17 protein-coding genes, 1 tRNA gene and 1 pseudogene are annotated in these 15,723 nt (G+C 61.8%); 8 read left to right on the forward strand and 11 right to left on the reverse strand.

Features of this window, described 5'->3' with window-relative positions; all coding sequences use genetic code 11:
• Genes ACTJJW_RS11395 through ACTJJW_RS11420 form a run of 6 tightly spaced genes read right to left on the reverse strand, consistent with a single transcriptional unit; the run spans nt 1 to nt 5,412 of the window.
• Nucleotides 1–1,932, reverse strand: coding sequence for an NADH-quinone oxidoreductase subunit 5 family protein (locus ACTJJW_RS11395; RefSeq protein ID WP_462644753.1), 1,932 nt, complete (start codon nt 1,930–1,932; stop codon nt 1–3).
• The gene (nuoK, locus tag ACTJJW_RS11400) at nt 1,929–2,231 is read right to left on the reverse strand and encodes an NADH-quinone oxidoreductase subunit NuoK (RefSeq protein ID WP_462644755.1); all 303 of its coding nucleotides are present in this window, start codon (nt 2,229–2,231) and stop codon (nt 1,929–1,931) included. The genes ACTJJW_RS11395 and nuoK overlap by 4 nt, the downstream gene beginning before the upstream one ends.
• Complete coding sequence (locus ACTJJW_RS11405; protein WP_462644756.1) at nt 2,228–2,791, reverse strand: NADH-quinone oxidoreductase subunit J; 564 nt, start codon at nt 2,789–2,791, stop codon at nt 2,228–2,230. The genes nuoK and ACTJJW_RS11405 overlap by 4 nt, the downstream gene beginning before the upstream one ends.
• Before the next feature lie 2 nt (nt 2,792–2,793).
• Entirely contained in the window at nt 2,794–3,738 is a 945-nt protein-coding gene (locus tag ACTJJW_RS11410; protein ID WP_462644758.1) for a complex I subunit 1 family protein, read from the reverse strand.
• A complete protein-coding gene (locus ACTJJW_RS11415; RefSeq protein WP_462644759.1) occupies nt 3,731–5,071 on the reverse strand; it encodes a hypothetical protein in 1,341 nt (446 codons plus the stop codon). Before ACTJJW_RS11415 ends, ACTJJW_RS11410 begins: the two co-directional genes overlap by 8 nt.
• Nucleotides 5,062–5,412 carry an NADH-quinone oxidoreductase subunit A gene (locus tag ACTJJW_RS11420; RefSeq protein ID WP_462644761.1) on the reverse strand — a complete coding sequence of 117 codons (351 nt, stop codon included), beginning with the start codon at nt 5,410–5,412 and terminating at the stop codon, nt 5,062–5,064. The genes ACTJJW_RS11415 and ACTJJW_RS11420 overlap by 10 nt, the downstream gene beginning before the upstream one ends.
• 584 nt (nt 5,413–5,996) lie before the next feature.
• On the opposite strand from ACTJJW_RS11420, the gene ACTJJW_RS11425 reads away from it, so the two are divergent.
• From ACTJJW_RS11425 to ACTJJW_RS11435, 3 genes are all read left to right on the forward strand, one after another.
• Nucleotides 5,997–6,542 (forward strand): helix-turn-helix domain-containing protein, encoded by a 546-nt coding sequence (locus ACTJJW_RS11425; RefSeq protein WP_462644763.1) that lies wholly within the window; start codon nt 5,997–5,999, stop codon nt 6,540–6,542.
• On the forward strand, nt 6,539–7,774 hold the full coding sequence (locus ACTJJW_RS11430; protein WP_462644765.1) for an MFS transporter: 1,236 nt from the start codon (nt 6,539–6,541) through the stop codon (nt 7,772–7,774). Before ACTJJW_RS11425 ends, ACTJJW_RS11430 begins: the two co-directional genes overlap by 4 nt.
• A gap of 152 nt (nt 7,775–7,926) precedes the next feature.
• Nucleotides 7,927–8,067 (forward strand): tautomerase family protein, encoded by a 141-nt coding sequence (locus ACTJJW_RS11435; protein WP_462644766.1) that lies wholly within the window; start codon nt 7,927–7,929, stop codon nt 8,065–8,067.
• Between the two features lie 108 nt (nt 8,068–8,175).
• On the opposite strand, the gene ACTJJW_RS11440 is transcribed toward ACTJJW_RS11435, so the two are convergent.
• Nucleotides 8,176–8,970, reverse strand: coding sequence for a transglutaminase-like domain-containing protein (locus tag ACTJJW_RS11440; protein WP_462644768.1), 795 nt, complete (start codon nt 8,968–8,970; stop codon nt 8,176–8,178).
• 86 nt (nt 8,971–9,056) lie between these two features.
• Here ACTJJW_RS11440 and ACTJJW_RS11445 point away from each other — a divergent pair.
• Nucleotides 9,057–9,129, forward strand: a tRNA-Arg gene (locus tag ACTJJW_RS11445).
• 136 nt (nt 9,130–9,265) lie between these two features.
• Here the strand turns inward: ACTJJW_RS11445 and ACTJJW_RS11450 are convergent.
• Nucleotides 9,266–9,631: an ArsR/SmtB family transcription factor gene (locus tag ACTJJW_RS11450; protein ID WP_462644770.1), complete on the reverse strand. Its 366-nt coding sequence runs from the start codon at nt 9,629–9,631 to the stop codon at nt 9,266–9,268.
• A gap of 85 nt (nt 9,632–9,716) precedes the next feature.
• On the opposite strand from ACTJJW_RS11450, the pseudogene ACTJJW_RS11455 reads away from it, so the two are divergent.
• Together ACTJJW_RS11455 and ACTJJW_RS11460 are read left to right on the forward strand one after the other, a co-directional pair.
• Nucleotides 9,717–9,818 (forward strand): annotated as a pseudogene (locus ACTJJW_RS11455) (hypothetical protein); the annotation flags it as partial.
• A gap of 454 nt (nt 9,819–10,272) precedes the next feature.
• Nucleotides 10,273–10,674, forward strand: a complete 402-nt coding sequence (locus ACTJJW_RS11460) for a hypothetical protein (protein ID WP_462644869.1) — start codon at nt 10,273–10,275, stop codon at nt 10,672–10,674.
• An 81-nt stretch (nt 10,675–10,755) separates the two neighbouring features.
• On the opposite strand, the gene ACTJJW_RS11465 is transcribed toward ACTJJW_RS11460, so the two are convergent.
• Nucleotides 10,756–11,001 (reverse strand): pentapeptide repeat-containing protein, encoded by a 246-nt coding sequence (locus ACTJJW_RS11465; RefSeq protein WP_462644871.1) that lies wholly within the window; start codon nt 10,999–11,001, stop codon nt 10,756–10,758.
• On the reverse strand, nt 10,935–11,363 hold the full coding sequence (locus tag ACTJJW_RS11470; protein ID WP_462644772.1) for a pentapeptide repeat-containing protein: 429 nt from the start codon (nt 11,361–11,363) through the stop codon (nt 10,935–10,937). The genes ACTJJW_RS11465 and ACTJJW_RS11470 overlap by 67 nt, the downstream gene beginning before the upstream one ends.
• A gap of 161 nt (nt 11,364–11,524) precedes the next feature.
• Here ACTJJW_RS11470 and ACTJJW_RS11475 point away from each other — a divergent pair, with 161 nt between their 5' ends.
• Nucleotides 11,525–12,292: an alpha/beta fold hydrolase gene (locus ACTJJW_RS11475; RefSeq protein WP_462644774.1), complete on the forward strand. Its 768-nt coding sequence runs from the start codon at nt 11,525–11,527 to the stop codon at nt 12,290–12,292.
• A gap of 22 nt (nt 12,293–12,314) precedes the next feature.
• Here the strand turns inward: ACTJJW_RS11475 and ACTJJW_RS11480 are convergent, their stop codons facing one another.
• Nucleotides 12,315–13,751, reverse strand: coding sequence for a helix-turn-helix domain-containing protein (locus ACTJJW_RS11480; RefSeq protein ID WP_462644776.1), 1,437 nt, complete (start codon nt 13,749–13,751; stop codon nt 12,315–12,317).
• Nucleotides 13,752–13,889: 138 nt separating this feature from the next.
• On the opposite strand from ACTJJW_RS11480, the gene ACTJJW_RS11485 reads away from it, so the two are divergent.
• The gene (locus ACTJJW_RS11485; protein WP_462644778.1) at nt 13,890–15,704 is read left to right on the forward strand and encodes a phosphoenolpyruvate carboxykinase (GTP); all 1,815 of its coding nucleotides are present in this window, start codon (nt 13,890–13,892) and stop codon (nt 15,702–15,704) included.
• Nucleotides 15,705–15,723: the final 19 nt, after the last annotated feature.

Here is a 15,723-nt window from a genome sequence, read left to right on the forward strand (position 1 = left end):
TTACCTTACGAGAAGGGTCAGGACGAATACGGCCGCAAGGGCGATCGCGATCTGTGCGTAGTACTGGTGAATCTTTCCAGTCTGAGGACGCCTCGCCAAACTGCCGAGTCGTCGTATGTGGCGTGCGAGACCCTCGACGGCACCATCGACGCCCCGTTCATCGGCACGCGCCGCACGCAAGCCTGCGAGAATACTCGCTCGTGCGGTCGCGTCGACCGCCGCATCGATCCCGGCATCGTCGAAGAGCCCGAGCCGTCGGGAGCCGCTCACAACTGCTCGTGCGGTCCGATGTAGACCGCGGTCGAGGATGCCGTCGTCGAATCTCGCGAGCGCCCCGCTGAGCACAAGTGTCGGCCGAACGATGACGATGTGTACGGCCTTCTCGAGACCGAGCCAGTTCACCGCCCAGGCTGGCTGCGGCAGACCTCGTCGGAGTCCGATCGCGACGATTGCGAGCATCGTGAGGGCGAGCACTGCCGAACCGGCGAGCTCGATCACGCTCGGTGTCGCAGTGCCTTCCTCCCCGAGCATCGCTTTCAGCGGCTCACTCACCGGCGGCAGTGCCAGAATCCCGAGCAGTGCCGCGCCGGTCGCGAGCACGATGAGCGGGATACGTTCGCCGCGACCGATGTGCCGCGTGCCAGGCTGCTCGTCGTCATATCCCGCTTCGGTCGTATCATCCGCTCTCCCCCACACGATGACGAGTGCCTTTCCGGAATAGATCGCCGAGAGCGCCGCCGCAGCGAGGCCGACAATGTAGAGCACAGGGCTCATCTGAAGGGTAACGGCCAGCAGTTCATCTTTGAGCGCCCAGAGCGACAACGGAGCGATGCCGGCGAGGGACAGTAACCCGACGGTGAATAACACCCCGACGAGCGGCCAGCGGCGCGCAGCGCCACGGAGTGCGAACAGCTGTTTGGTACCTAGCGCGGCAAGCCACGCGCCTGCGACGAGGAAGAGCAGGGCTTTGGTGGAGGCGTGCGCCACAAGATAGCTCGCACCGCCCGCAATCGACCCGACCCCCGCAGCGAGAACGACGAAGCCAAGTTGGGCCGCGGTTGATGCTGCAAGCAGCTGCTTGAGGTCGCGTTGAGCCACCGCAACCGCTCCGAGCAAGAGCGCGGTTAGTGCTCCGATCCACGCCACTGTGGTGCTCGCCCAGGCCGTTGCCTCGAGCAACGGCGCCACGCGGAGAAGCAAGTATCCGCCCATCGCAACCATTGCGGCCGAGTGCAGTAGGGCACTGACCGAGCTCGGTCCTTCCATCGCGCGGGACAGCCACGAGCTGAACGGTAACTGCGCAGCCTTTCCGAGGGCAGCGGCTATGATGCCTGCCGCGATAATGTCTCGCCAGGGCGAAGACGCAGCGGGTAGGTCGGCGAGTTCAAGGCTGGCGCCTCCGATCAGTGCGGCTCCCGCCGCGAGGTAGAGACCGAGATCGCCGGCCCTCGTCATGGTGAAGGCGACGAGTCCCGCCTGGACGCGCCGGTCATCACGCCATTGGAAGCCGATAAGTGCCCAAGACATCGCCCCCATAATTTCCCAAGCAAACAGTAGCGTTGTGAGCGTCGTCGCGGTCACGGTCACCGCGACGGCGGCGGCAAAGATCAGCATGAGACCGTGAAAGCGTTCCGGCGACTCCGTTCCTTCGGCAGCCGCAAATATCAGCACGAACAGGGTCACGATCGCGACGACAGGAAGCACGAAGGCGGAGAGCCCATCGACGGCGAGCCCTAGCGGCGCGCCAGCGACAAAGGGGATCTCGAATGCCGAGCGTGTGCCTGCCACGACCACGGCGAGCGCAGCCGTCACTGTCGCGGTCGTGAGCGAGACAGGGATCGCGACAGTGCGTGCGCGCCGCCCGGCGAGGCAGAGTGAAATTCCGGATACCGCAGGCAGCAGTACGACGAGAGCAAGGGCGAGCACACTCATCCGGAAAGGTCCGTCGCCGAGTCGGTCATATCTGAATTGCGAGAACGATGCAGGAGGGTTGCAACAGCGAAGCCCATCGCCATCTCGACGGTCATTGCGGCAATTACGACGAGCAATAGTACTTGGCCGTCCGGGGCTGGCGCGAGGAACCACCAGAAGGCGCCGGCCGCAAGGATGACGCCGTTTAGCATCAGTTCGAGCCCCATCATGACCATCACGACCACCTGTTGGGACAGCGCACCATACAGACCAACGCAGAACAGCGCGGCGGCGACAAGAAGAACGGCTTGGAGCGTCATCGGCCGAGACCTCCTTGCATCGGATCGTCGGGTGTGTCACGTTTCAGGTCGTCGCCCCAGCGATCGTACCGCCCGCGTGGGTTTGCGATCACGAGCCCAGCAATGATCGTGGCGAACAGCACGGGGCTGATGGTGAGCATCGCGAGCATCTTTGGACCCATGATCGCCTCGCCAAGCGAGGCGGTGAGGTCGGCGGCGGGCGCACCGATGCGTGCGGGCCACGGGATAAGCAGGGCTCCCGCGGCCAGCAGCACGAAAGTTCCTGCCGCCAAAACCGCCGACCAGCGTTTGTTGTGCGTCATGTCCATGGGCATGAGAGCCGGATTCATCCCCATGTACATCACCATATAGACGGCCATGATCGCCATCTCCATAACCATCATGAGAATCGTGATGATGCCGATGTACTCGAGGCCGACCATCACGAGCATGATCCCGACGGCGATGAACGAGACCGCCAGGGCGTAGGTTGCTCGCGCCATCGAATTGACCACGAAGACGGCGACACCGGAGGCAACGGATACAACCGCGAGCGCCCAGAACAGAATGTCAATCAACATCGTCAGCTCCCCATTGTGATGGTCGCGATGATCGCGACGATGAGTACCTGCAGGAGGGCCGCTGGCAACACGATGATCCAGGCGACCTCGGCGAACCGATCAGGGCGGATCGTAGGCACTCGGTGACGGATCGCGATGAAGGCAGCGAGCACGAGCGCAGTCTTGACGATGGTCCAGAGCCAGTCGGGCAGCAGCGGACCTGCTCCGCCGCCGAGGAAGAGCGGAACGGCGAACGCGGCACCCGCGGTAAGCACAGCGTAGCGGCCGGTGAGGATAAGCAGCCGGTCGACACCGGAAACGTCGGTGAGAAAACCACCGGCGATGTCTCGTCCCACTGCGGTGGCGTATGGTCCCCAACTCGAGAAGGCGATGACACTGCTGCAGAAGATGACAAAGGCGATGGGCATCCAGATCACGAACCACAGGTCCTGTTGAGCCGCGACGACGTCGCCAACTCTCAGACTTTGCGCCGCAACTGCTGGAGTGATCAGTGCGAACATCAGCGGCAGCTCATAGGCGACAGCGAGCGAGAGGAAACGATAGCCCCCCACGAGCGCATGCGCGCTGTTGGCCCCCCAGCCGATAAGCCAGAACAGCGCCCAGATCATGACATCCATCGTGTTGAACCACACGACACCGACGTCGAGGTCGGCAAGGGTCCATGGCCCGAGCGGGATGACCAGGATCTTCAGTAGCGCGACGACCACGAGGCCGCCCGCGCCCACCCGCCAGAGCAGAACATCCGCCGCGACGGTTACCTGTCGTCGCTGTCTCAGCAACCGCGCGACCTCGGCGAGCGGTGCGCTCGCTCCGGAGAGGAACGGTCGGCCAACGGATCGGCCCACGAGAGCACCGTTTAGCCCGGCTCCCGCGAGTGCCAACAGCAGCAGGCCGAGCGGAGCCAGAACTGCCCAGGCCGGGCTGACCTGCACGATTGTGTCAGCCATGAACGGCTCCATTGTCCGCAGCACCGCCGTGGCCACCATGGCCGCCGGTCGCGTCGCCGTGATCAGCATTGTGCGGGGAAACATCGTACGAAGCGACGGCCGCGGTGTCGAGACCGAGAGCGGCAATGAGCAGCCGAGCCGTTCCCAGATCCGTCCCGCGGAGGAGTTCCGGCAGCGTAGCGAGGCGGTTCTGAGTCTCCTGTGCTGCCTCAGCGCCTGTCAGCGGGCTCAACCGGAATTGCCCCGTGTCTGCAAGCTCGGTCGCCTCGCGCAGCCATCCGATCAACCGAAGGCGGATATCGCCGCTCAGCTTATTGCCAGATACAGCGGCGGCATCGGTGCCCTCGCTCGCCACATCCACAGTTAGGCCTTTGAGGGACCAACGCAGCACAACCGAACGCTCCACACGTCGACGCAACCGATCGAGTGCCACTGCCTGATCGGCGATGACTACGCCACCAGCCGCGGCGTCGCGGAGCCGGCAAGCACTCTGCGCAGCAGAGCCCCACCCTGCAAGCGCGAGCAGCTGCACTGCCTGGTCGCAGAGCCGGATGATTCTCCGCCGAGGCTCCTCCGCAATAGGCGTCTCGAGTTCCGCCGATCTCGATGCTGCGGCAAGAATCCGGGCCTCTGCGCTGACGATCACATCGCCCTGTAGTACGCACTCGACGACGAGCCCGGCTGGCCAATGCGATAACACCGGGCCAAGGGGCATGGTGAGTACATCCATCTCGAGTCCATCCCGGTCATCACCGCCGCTCGCAAGAGGAATGCCGTTAATTAGCATCTCCATGTTCTCGTGGCCCATACCCGCATGATCCATACCCGCATGATCCATGCCCGCTTCGTCTTCGCTATCCGTCATGTGCATGCCTTCGTGCATGTCAGGACGCGCAGCCCCGAAACCGGCATCGGCCGGGACCTGCTCATGGGCACCGTGTTCCTCGTGGCCGACGGCATCCGGTTGAGAGTCTTCCGGGACTGAGGATCGAGATCTGGATACGGCATCGTGGCGCTGTCGGGAATCATCGACCAGGTCTGCCACGGCAGCATCGAGCGAGACAGCTATACGGGCCGACCCGGTGAGGTTCACGAGAGTCCGCGGTCCGGGAAGCTGATCCCAGACTCGGTCACAGACTGCACGGAGTTCCTCCCCAGGAGTCCCGCATATTGCGAGCAGGTCGGCATCTGCCGGGGAGAGAGCGCTAATCCAGCCGCGCCGGTTGAGCTCCGCCTCAAGCAGCATCCGTGTTTCACTCCAACCGGGTACCTCGACGATCAGAACGTGCACAGCAGTGGCAGCTAGTCGCGCGACCTGCGAGGTCACACCCATCGCAGGGAGCCTTCCCGCCATGCCCAGACGACACCAACCATGAGCAGCCCGAGGAAGACGAACATCTCAATGATTGCTGTGGGGCCCTCATTGACCACGACAACCGCCCATGGATACATGAATAGCATCTCGACATCGAAGACCAGAAAGATCAGGGTGAGTGGGTACCAGCGGGCGTGATAGCGGGACAGGGCGTGCTCCCGGGGATCCCACCCCGACAGGAACGGCATGACCTGAATCGGGTCTCTCGATACGGCCGTGACTCGTGCCACAAGGTAAAGAATGCCGATACCGGCCATAGCCACCCCGAGGATCACCGCGACACTGATGTAGGCCGACATGCCTTCTGGCCTCCCTCGCTGCGCGGGTGTCGAGAAGCACCGATGTCAAGCAATCGACACAACGACGATACGTGGATGACTTTACCATCGCTGCCGTATGCGACAAGCCTCAAAAAGCGCACGAGCACCTCCGCTAGTGCGAGTGGGTACTTGGCTCACGCACCTAGAACCTGACTGAACTAGCCCTGTCTGGAGCCACTGGCTTGAGACGCTCGGCCAGCGCTTCAGCTACATCCGTTATCACGCCCGCGGGAATGGTCTCTCAGATCGCGAGCCCACCGACAACGGCGTCCCGAACGCGTCTCACACCTCATTCTCACGGGGGCGTATGGGCGCGGCATCATGGCGCGAAAGTCGGGCGAAGACGCGCGTCCGAAATGGAACTTGAACACCAGATGATCAAGGTTGGATGGGGCCGAGCCGACCCGATCTATCGTCGCGTCGTCACCTCATTCATCATTGCCGAGGCCTCTGAGACGCAGATGCGGAGTGCCCGACTCGAAAGAAAGGATGTTAAGAGTCTGGAATCGTCAACCGCAAAAGAACAATTTTGCGGTTGAGCACTCTTCGGCATATCTTTGAGGATGCTTGATCCCACCAACTCCTCAAATCTCGATGGCCTGCGGGTCGTCGCACACCCGTTGCGCCTGCGCTTGCTTTCGCTTCTGACGGCAGAGGCACTCAGTGCGACCGAGGCGGCACGCGTCTTGGGCGAGAGTCAGGCGAACGTGAGTTACCACCTTCGCCGTTTGGCCCAGGCCGGGCTAGTTCAGCTCGTCGAGGAAGCGAATATTCGCGGCGGGACTGCCAAGCGCTACCGACACGACTCTGCGAGCGGTGAAACGCTCGGCTCGGGCAGCATCGATGAACATCAGTCGCTGATGAGCTCGCTTGCCTCAGAGCTGATCGCCCGCAGTACGCGCTACGTTTCGGGATCCAAATTCACTTTCACCGAGGCGGAAGTCACGGTTTCCCCCGAGGTCTGGGCACGCGTCCTCGAACTCTCCCGCGAGGTAGGAAGAATTATCCACGATGAGGCGCTGCCCGCTGGCACGCCCGACGGCATCCGGATCAGTGCGACTCTCGCCTTCTTCGAAGTCGCGAAACCTGACACAGCCCCACGCGTGTGAATCGCGGCTACCTCGAGGTATTGCGCACGCCCGGTGCTCTCAGGGTTTTTGCCCCCGCGCTCATTGGACGTCTCTCGTTCGCGATGGTGACCCTCGTACTGCTTTTCGCGGTGCAACAGAGCACAGAGTCGTTTGCAGTGGCCGGCTCGGCTGCCGGGGCATTCGGGCTCGCGAACGTAATCGCCTCCCCCTACCGCGCACGATTCGTCGACCGGTACGGCCAGCGGTTCGCGCTCAACTCGCTAGCGATCGGATTCGCCGCGGGGCTCAGCGGGATTGCTGCATTGACTGCTCGGCCCGACCCCTCGGCAGGATTGGTCATCGGGCTCGCGGCCATTGTTGGCTTGTTTCCGCCACCACTTGGAGCCTCGATGCGTGTGCTGTGGGGATCACTCACACCGCCGGGAGCATTGCGGACGAAAGCGTACAGCGTCGACGCGGTCTGTGAAGAACTGCTCTTCACGACGGGTCCACTGATCGCAGCCGCCATCGTCGGCGCGGCATCGCCGCCGGTCGGGTTGCTCGCGACCGCCGCTGTGGCGCTCGCCGGAACCGTCGGCATGACAAGTAGTGCGCTTTCCCGACGGCACGGCGTCGCAACACCTTTCCTCAGTAAGGCTTCACGTCCGCTACGACAGAGTGGATTCGTCGCAATTCTGATCGCGTTGCTCGGAGTGGGAGTAGTACTCGGAACAGTGGAGGTCGCCGCACCCGCAGTCGGTGACAGTCAGGGCTCGGTGAGCTTGGCCGGCATCCTCCTTGCGGCGTTCGCAGCCGGAAGCGCAATCGGAGGCTTGCTCTATGGCCAGCGGACGTGGAGGAGCTCGCTTGCGAAGCGACTACTCATCTCGGTCACAGCCATGACCGCCCTGTGCGCACTTCTGGCAGTCATCGAATTCGCCGTTGTCCTTGGATTCGGGCTCGCCTTCGTCGGTTTCTTCCTGGCACCTTCGCTCGTGACCGGCTACTTGCTCGCCGACGAGCTCACCGCTGTTGAGGTGCGCACCGAGGCATCTAGCTGGATCAACACCGCGGTCAACGCTGGTGCAGCAGTTGCCGCGGTGGTCGTAGGGTTCGCTGTGGACTCGCTAGAACCCCGACTTGGGTTCATCATCGGTGCTGGGGTGGCATTAGTCCTCGTGCTTGCCGCAGCGGTGCCGCTGCTCAGAAGTTCACGCGTCTCCGCCGCTGCGGGACTGCCCGAGCTGGAACACGACGCCCTCGGCGCCTGACCGTAACCGGCGCAGACTACATAGTGCCCGACATCCGGAGCCAACACATTGGAGCACAAACTGCCGATATCACGGATGCGCTCTGTGTGCCCGGAATCTAGCGTTGAAAGCGTTCCACCAACCGCCAATTCATCACAAAGCTGACCGACACCATGGTGGGAATCGAGGGCGAAAACATGCGCTCCGTCACCTGGTGTGTCGTCGAAGAGGTGAGCAGCGGTGACTGGGGAATCGCCGGACAGCCGCTGACTACCGAAGACGTGCTCACGCTCGCGCGAGGTACATCCGTCTGATTGTCACAGCTACGAATCAGCAGAATGCAGTTAAGCGTCGCCTCCCGTCAAGCGGCGCTTTTCTGAGTGCCGAGTGGCTCCGATGCAAGCTTCTTAGGGGCGTGGCGACTAGGGAAGCTGGACTGGCGAACGATGATCGTCGTTCGGCAACACATCGGCCGTTGCGGTGATCACAAGATTCTGCAGGAAGAGGTCGGCCCAGTGATTAGTGAGGAACGCGACGTCTGCCGCATCCCGACCTGTCGCAATGCGCACGAGTGACTGGCGTGGAGCAAGCCCCGTGGAGTCAACGATCCACCACGCGCCGTCTACGTAAGCTTCGGCGACCGCATGAAAGTCCATCGGGCTGAGCCCTGGCGCATACACCGAGGCGTAGCGGGCCGGCACATCTTTCGCCCGCAACATCGCAATCGTCAGGTGCGCATAGTCGCGACACACACCCCGTCGCGCTAACAGCGAGTGCGCCGCGCCATCAGTCGCAACAGAAACACCCGGGGTGTAGCGGAGATTCTGCGACACCCAATCGCGCACTGCCTGCACCAACTCGTGGCCGGTCTGGGTCGGGAACAGCGAGCGAGCAGTAGCGGTGAGCACGTCAGACTCGCAATACCTGCTGGGGCGCAAGTACTCGACTCGATCGAGCTCGTTGAGCGGCGCGGGCTCGGGGGATGCCTCTACGGTGGCGGCGTAGTCCACCACTAGACGCCCAGGCCCCGCAATCAGCGAGTGCAGGCGACTACCGCGCGCATCGACCAATTCTGTCGGCTGCTGGGGTACGCCATCCAACACAAAATCAATGGACTCGGATGCCGTCGGCCAGTGTGCAGACACGGCAATGCTGAACACCATTTGGGTGCGACCGCGAAGGTCAAGTTCTTGGTGGGATGAAACGGTACGCAGCATGGTTCGATAATGTCACGAGAAGCTGAGGTGGGCATCAGAACAACGTGCTAATTGTTGGGGCGATTGCTTGCTAAGCTAGCCTCCTTGCCTTCGTAGCTCAGGGGATAGAGCGCCGGTTTCCGGTACCGTAGGTCGGGGGTTCGATTCCCTCCGGGGGCACTGTTATTTAGGACGCGGCGGTGTCGTCCAACGCTCGCTCAGGCAACCACCGCATCATTCATGCCGGTGATCTTCATCGTGATGCTCGCTGTCTTCTTTCCGCGAAAAGCGCGGGAAGCGACTGCGGCGTGATCAGCTAAGAAACAACGCAGCAGGCCTCTGCCCCAGCATCCGTGCTCGTGGCCACGGACGCGAGCATCTTGACGGGCTCCGCGAAGGCTTCACAGCACAGTTCGTAAACGTTGGAACGGCCTCGTGGCGTAACTGTGACGAGGCCGTTGTCGCGCAGTGGGGCGAGGTGGTGACTCACCAACGTTTGACTGAGGCCGGTGGCGTCCGTCAACTCGCGAACGGTGTGGGCGCGCTCCGTGAGCAGCAGTACAAGCTGCAGCCGGTTCGGGTCCCCCAACGCGCGCAGCAGCGGTGCGAGGGTTTGTGCCCGCTCAGCACTAGCCGACCAGATTGGCTTCTGAATCATCAGAAGATCGACGCGTTCACTCATAAGGACATTCTTGCACAAACACTCTGTTATCAACAGTAAATACTATTATTGTTAGCGAACACTGAACACGATTTCGAGGAGAGAAATGGTCGCCGCACAATCACCCTCCGTCACGTTGCCCGTTGTCGTCATCGGGGCTGGCCCCATCGGGCTCGCTGCCGCCGCGAACCTCGTCAAACGCGGCATAGGCGCGATCGTGCTTGAACAGGGTGACCATGCCGGGGCAGCCATCAGCGACTGGGGCCATGTGCCCTTCTTCTCCTCCTGGAAATTCAGCATCGACCCTGTTAGTCACGAACTTCTCGACCGCACCGGCTGGCACTCCTCCGACGCCGATGCTCTCCCGACCGGCATCGAGGACATCTTGGCGTCAGCCATCATCGACGCATCGGGAACTTGGGGGCACAACAACCCGGTAGGCGCATCAGGGCTCCCCGCGCAAGGCGAAGCCGCCAGCAAGCGACTGGCTCGCCGGCCCGCTCCCCTCGAAGCCTCTACGGCGGCGGCAGCGCCGACGAACTCCCCGGCCGCGCGGCCCTCTCGGCACCCGACTCAAAGCAGCCGTCGATGCCGGAAAAATCACCCTGCTGACCGACTTCACGATCACGAACTTGGCGCCACAGGACGACGGGCGACTCCTCGTGACCAGTCGCAACCCCGACGGCAACCAATCCGTCACAGTGGATGCCCTAGCCGCCGCCACCGGGTTCCGCCCCGACCTCAGCATCCTGCGCGAACTGCACCTCAGCCTCGACCCCGTGCTCGAAGCTCCCGTAGCCCTGGCCCCGATGATCGACCCGAATGTACACAGTTGCGGAACCGTCTCATCCCATGGAGCGAGCGTGCTCGAGCATCCAGAGAAGAACGTCTACATCGTCGGCATGAAGAGCTACGGCCGCGCGCCGACCTTCCTGCTCGCCACCGGGTATGAACAGGTTCGATCGGTAGTGGCCGCCATCGCTGGTGACATTGCCAGCGCCGAGCGCGTCAACCTCTTGTTGCCCGAAACCGGGGTGTGCTGCACAACAAGTGGTGGATGCTGAGCCGCCAGCCAACCGCCCTCTGACCACTACCGCGCCTCTACTCGTCGAGCACGATCCCAAGGTGATTGGCCAGGAGAGGGGCTAGCTCGGCCAGTTGATGGTCGCGCCCTTGAGGTGCTCCACGCCAGTGAGATGCCTCAGCTCGAGCGAGCGAAGATCGACGTTTGTGAGCACGGAGGGCGTGAGGTCGAGGTTGTTGACCTGGGTGTTCGTGAACGAGACGCGGTTGGCGGTTGCGGTACCAAGATCGAGCTCGTCGATCAGGCAGTCATCGAAGAGAACGTCCTGCAGGTGTGTCCCACGCAGGTTGAGGTGCCAATACGGCAATGGCTGAAGCGAACAGATTTCCAGGTCGACTCGTAAAACTCGGCTGACCCCAGTCGAGATCCTTCAATGCTGACGTCACGAAGATTTGAGCGCGGCGCGATGAATATCGGCGCAGTGAGGCGTCCGAAGCGAGTCTCTACAAAAGTCGCCGCCCGAAAGTTGGTTTCGTTGGCTTCCAACTCGACAAACTCACACTCCGAGAAGGATGCGCCCGAGAGATCGTGCTTGCCCACTTCGGATGCCGTAAACCGCTCTCCGCTGTAGCTTTCGTGTGCCCGCAACGACTTCGCATCGCCGTCCTCGAGGTTCTGCAGAAGCAGAGCCTCGATAAGAGGAGCGGTCGTGAGGGTCTTCTTTGCCATGCAATCAGTTGCTTCCTAGACGAGTCGGTGGGAGAGGATTCGAAGCTACCCCACACCCCTGAGGCTGACTCCCATTATGAGGCTGACTCCCATTATTCTGTGTCCATGACGCCAACCACCCTTGCCGCCGATCGGGTCGCTCGTTTCGTCGGAAAGCTAGCGTGATCCACGAACAACGGTCGTTCCGCATCGGAACGTTGTCATTCCGCGCGCTCTCATCTTCGGGTACGGACGCCGACGGACGCACGCCGTTCGTCCTGATCCCCGGGATCGGCATGTCGCACCGGTACCTCGCGCGGCTTCACAACGTGCTGTCACAGACCGGCAAGGTCTATTCAATCGACTTGCCAGGCTTCGGCGGTCTACCAAAACCACCTGAATCTGTGGGGATTCCCGAGATGGCCAGAGCCCTCGGGCAGGTGTTGGACCTGCTCGGAATTGAGCGGGCTGTCTTAATCGGACATTCCATGGGAACGCAGTGGGTCGTCGAACTCGCCACACAACGGCCACAGCTGGCGACGCACGTTGTCGTCGTCGGCCCCGTTGTCGACGACGAGCACCGCTCGATAGTTGCCCAAGCAATCGCACTCGGCGCCGACTCACTCGGCGAACCGTTAAGCGGCAACCTGCTGGTCTTCTCCGACTACCTCCGTTGCGGTCCATCGTGGTTCCTGAGCCAGATGCGGCGCATGCTCGCGTACCGGATCGAGGATCGCGTTGGTGACCTCCAAGCGCCACTCCTAATCTTGAGAGGCGACCATGACCGCATCGTGGGGTTGGGCTGGTGCCGGCGATTGCGCCGTGAGGCCCGCACAGCGATGCTGGTGGCCGTCCCAGGCCACGGGCACCTTGTCCAACGCACCGCGCCTCGCGCCGTGGCATCCGCCATCCATGCATTAATTCGCACTCATACTTCGCCCGCCGGCTAATGCGAAGGCGCCGGTTGAGCCCCTAGCGCGCGTCGCTCGAGTGCGACTCCAAGAACTCGTAGAGCTCACGATCATCAACGCCAGGGAACGTTCCTGATGGCAACGGCGACAGGATGTGCGCGTGCAGCTTCGCGCTCGACCACGCGTTGCCCGCCCACCGATCACGCAAATCATCTTCCGGCTTACGGCAACAGGTCTCATCCGGGCACGTAGATGCCCGACGGTTGTCTGTCGCGCGGCCGCGGAACCACTTGGAGTGCGAGAACGGCACCCCGATGGTGATGGAGAACTCTTCGGCATCCGTAGTTCCCGTTTGGGTGGATTCGAAGAAGCTGCCATCGGGAGTGTCGGTGTACTGGTAAAACTCCGTGGTGCGGTTAGTGCGCGTGAACGCGGTTCGAGCGCTCCAATTGCGGCACACAAACTGACCCTCAGCCGAGCCAGTGACATCCACCGGCAAGCGCAATCCGTCGTTCTCGTACGCCTTGTAGACGGCGCCGTCATCACCCACCCGCAAGAAATGTGTCTCCAGATCGAGGTGTGAGGTCGCGAGATTGGTGAAACGCAACGCCGCGGCCTCGTGAGTGACGCCAAAGGCATCCCGAAAATCTTCGACTGCGATGTTGCGCTGCGCTTTGGCGTCGCTCAAGAACTCGACCGACTGCGTCAACGGCATCAGGACGGCCGCCGCAAAGTAGTTGATCTCAAGTCGCTGATGCAAGAACTCGGCGTAGCTAGTGGGCTCGGTGTGCCCAAGCACGCGGTGCGCCATCGCTTGAAGAGCCATCGATCGCAGGCCGTGACCGCCAGGAATGGATGCTGGCGGCAGGTAGATGCGACCGTGCTTGAGGTCGGTAACCGAACGCGCAGAATGCGGCAGATCGTGCACGTGCACGAGTTCGAAGCCCAACGATTCGGCCATCAGACTGACAGCGCGGTGGGTGAGCGCCCCCGTCGTGTGGTTGCCAGCAAGAGTCAGTTTTTCGGCTTCTGCCTCAAGATCTGGCAGGTAGTTGTCAACGGTGCGCATCTGCTGGCGCAGCTCAGTATTGGCTCGCCGTGCCTCCTCGGGAGTCGCAATGGCTTTGCGCGAACGAGTCGATAATTCATGGTGCAACCCGACGATTGCCTCAAGCGTTTCATCAGGAATACCCTTCGACGGGCGAATCTTGGGCAACCCCAACGACGCGTAAATGGTGCTGCGCTGCACCCGATCCAGCTCAATTTCTAACGCCGCACGTTTCGTGGGCGGTGCCTCATCAAGCAGATCAGCCAATTGGATGTCCGTGGCCGACGCAATTGCCGAGAGCAAGGTCAACCGTGGTTCGCGTCGCCCGTTCTCCATCAGGGATAGCTGACTGCCCGCGACCCCCACGCGGTCCCCGAGTTGGTCGAGGGTGAACCCCGCAGTGGTACGGAAATGTCGGATGCGTTGCCCTAAAGTCACAAGATCATTCACAGGTTCACTATAACTAAAGAACACAGATTCTTTTCAGTCGAATCCTCAGTAATGCACAGAAAAGTAGGCGACCATCGAATAAGAACAGTTTTTCACCACTACACACTTCAGCGGAAGGTAGAAATGAGCATCGCCGAGATGACAAAGACACACTTCTCCGCACCCAACGGAACCGACCCCCGTGTCATTGCCTGGGTGGAAGAGATCGCCACCCTCACGCAGCCAGAGGAAATCGTCTGGTGCACCGGCAGCCCCGAAGAAGCCGACCGATTCGCTGACGAGATGATCGAAGCCGGAACGCTCACGCGGCTCAACGACGAGTACCGCCCCCACAGCTTCCTCGCACGCAGTGACCCCAGCGATGTCGCACGTGTCGAATCACGCACCTTCATTTGCTCGGCGAAAGAAGAAGACGCCGGCCCCTCCAATAACTGGGCGCCTCCCGCAGAAATGCGCGACACTCTCGACGATCTCTTCGCTGGCAGCATGCGCGGTCGTCGGATGTTCGTGGTGCCGTTCTCCATGGGGCCTCTCGGTTCTCCCCTCGCCAAGATCGGCGTGCAGGTCACCGACTCCCCCTACGTCGTCATGAGCATGGGCATCATGACGCGAATGGGAACCGCTGTTCTCGAATCGATTGATGCCTCCACCGAATGGGTGCGCGCTATCCACAGTGTCGGAGCACCACTCGCCGCCAACGACACCGATGTGCCGTGGCCCTGCAACCAGACCAAATACATCAGCCACTTTCCCGAAACCCGCGAAATCTGGTCATTTGGTTCCGCCTACGGCGGCAACGCAATTCTCGCCAAGAAATCTTTCGCACTGCGCATCGCTTCGGTGATTGCGCGTGACGAAGGGTGGCTCGCCGAGCACATGCTTCTGCTCAAGCTCACCAACCCTCGGGGTCGTGTCTTCCACATTGCGGCGGCGTTCCCGAGTGCGTGTGGCAAAACTAATCTTGCGATGATCAAGCCCACCATTCCCGGCTGGAAAGCCGAAACGATTGGCGACGACATCGCATGGCTCGGCAAGGGAGCTGACGGCCGACTGCGCGCCATCAACCCCGAAGCTGGTTTCTTTGGCGTGGCACCCGGCACCGGAAACGCCACCAACGAAACCGCGATGGAAACCATCTGGGGCAACACCGTCTTCACCAACGTCGCCCTGAAGGACAACGGCGATGTGTGGTGGGAAGGCATGACCGATGAGGCGCCTGAGCACCTCATCGATTGGCAGGGAAACGACTGGACGCCAGAATCTGGCACCCCGTCGTCGCACCCGAACTCACGTTTTACTGTGGCAGCAGCACAATGCCCCACCATCGCAGATGACTGGGAATCGCCACAGGGCGTCGTCATTGACGCCATAATCTTCGGCGGTCGCCGCGCGACCAACGTGCCGCTAGTGGTGGAGGCACGAGATTGGGAGCATGGCGTCTACCTGGGCGCCACTATCTCATCTGAGCGGACGGCGGCCGCCGAAGGCACCATTGGCGAACTACGACGCGACCCGTTTGCCATGATGCCCTTCTGTGGATACAACATGGCCGATCACTGGGCTCACTGGCTCTCAGTGGGTCAAAATCTGCGCACATCGGGCACCGTCCCTCGCATCTTCCAGGTGAACTGGTTTCGCAAGGGCCCAGACGGCTCGTTCCTCTGGCCAGGTTTTGGCGAGAACTCTCGCGTGCTCGAATGGATTCTTGAGCGCGTCGACGGCAAGGTTGCCGCTAGCGAAAGTGCCCTCGGGTTGCTTCCGCGTGACGGCGACCTCAACATCGACGGTCTCGAGCTCAGCGATGACACCATGGAAAAGCTTTTCGCGATCGATGCCGACTCATGGCTCGCCGAAGCGGCATCCACTGAAAAGTTCTTCGCAACCTTCAATGGTCGCGTTCCTGCCCCAGTAACCCGCCAGCTTGAGCAGTTGAAAGCGCGCCTCCAGAGCTAACCAACGAAACCGTCTCGCC

The sequence above is a fragment of the Rhodoglobus galactosidasius genome (assembly GCF_054957775.1).

What these genes read in the sequence shown, in the direction of transcription:
- ACTJJW_RS11395 (WP_462644753.1), bottom strand. Translation starts at nt 1,932, where the DNA reads ATGAGTGTGCTCGCCCTTGCTCTCGTCGTACTGCTGCCTGCGGTATCC.
- nuoK (WP_462644755.1), bottom strand. Translation starts at nt 2,231, where the DNA reads ATGACGCTCCAAGCCGTTCTTCTTGTCGCCGCCGCGCTGTTCTGCGTT.
- ACTJJW_RS11405 (WP_462644756.1), bottom strand. Translation starts at nt 2,791, where the DNA reads ATGTTGATTGACATTCTGTTCTGGGCGCTCGCGGTTGTATCCGTTGCC.
- ACTJJW_RS11410 (WP_462644758.1), bottom strand. Translation starts at nt 3,738, where the DNA reads ATGGCTGACACAATCGTGCAGGTCAGCCCGGCCTGGGCAGTTCTGGCT.
- ACTJJW_RS11415 (WP_462644759.1), bottom strand. Translation starts at nt 5,071, where the DNA reads ATGGGTGTGACCTCGCAGGTCGCGCGACTAGCTGCCACTGCTGTGCAC.
- ACTJJW_RS11420 (WP_462644761.1), bottom strand. Translation starts at nt 5,412, where the DNA reads ATGTCGGCCTACATCAGTGTCGCGGTGATCCTCGGGGTGGCTATGGCC.
- ACTJJW_RS11425 (WP_462644763.1), top strand. Translation starts at nt 5,997, where the DNA reads ATGCTTGATCCCACCAACTCCTCAAATCTCGATGGCCTGCGGGTCGTC.
- ACTJJW_RS11435 (WP_462644766.1), top strand. Translation starts at nt 7,927, where the DNA reads ATGGTGGGAATCGAGGGCGAAAACATGCGCTCCGTCACCTGGTGTGTC.
- ACTJJW_RS11440 (WP_462644768.1), bottom strand. Translation starts at nt 8,970, where the DNA reads ATGCTGCGTACCGTTTCATCCCACCAAGAACTTGACCTTCGCGGTCGC.
- ACTJJW_RS11450 (WP_462644770.1), bottom strand. Translation starts at nt 9,631, where the DNA reads ATGAGTGAACGCGTCGATCTTCTGATGATTCAGAAGCCAATCTGGTCG.
- ACTJJW_RS11470 (WP_462644772.1), bottom strand. Translation starts at nt 11,363, where the DNA reads ATGGCAAAGAAGACCCTCACGACCGCTCCTCTTATCGAGGCTCTGCTT.
- ACTJJW_RS11485 (WP_462644778.1), top strand. Translation starts at nt 13,890, where the DNA reads ATGACAAAGACACACTTCTCCGCACCCAACGGAACCGACCCCCGTGTC.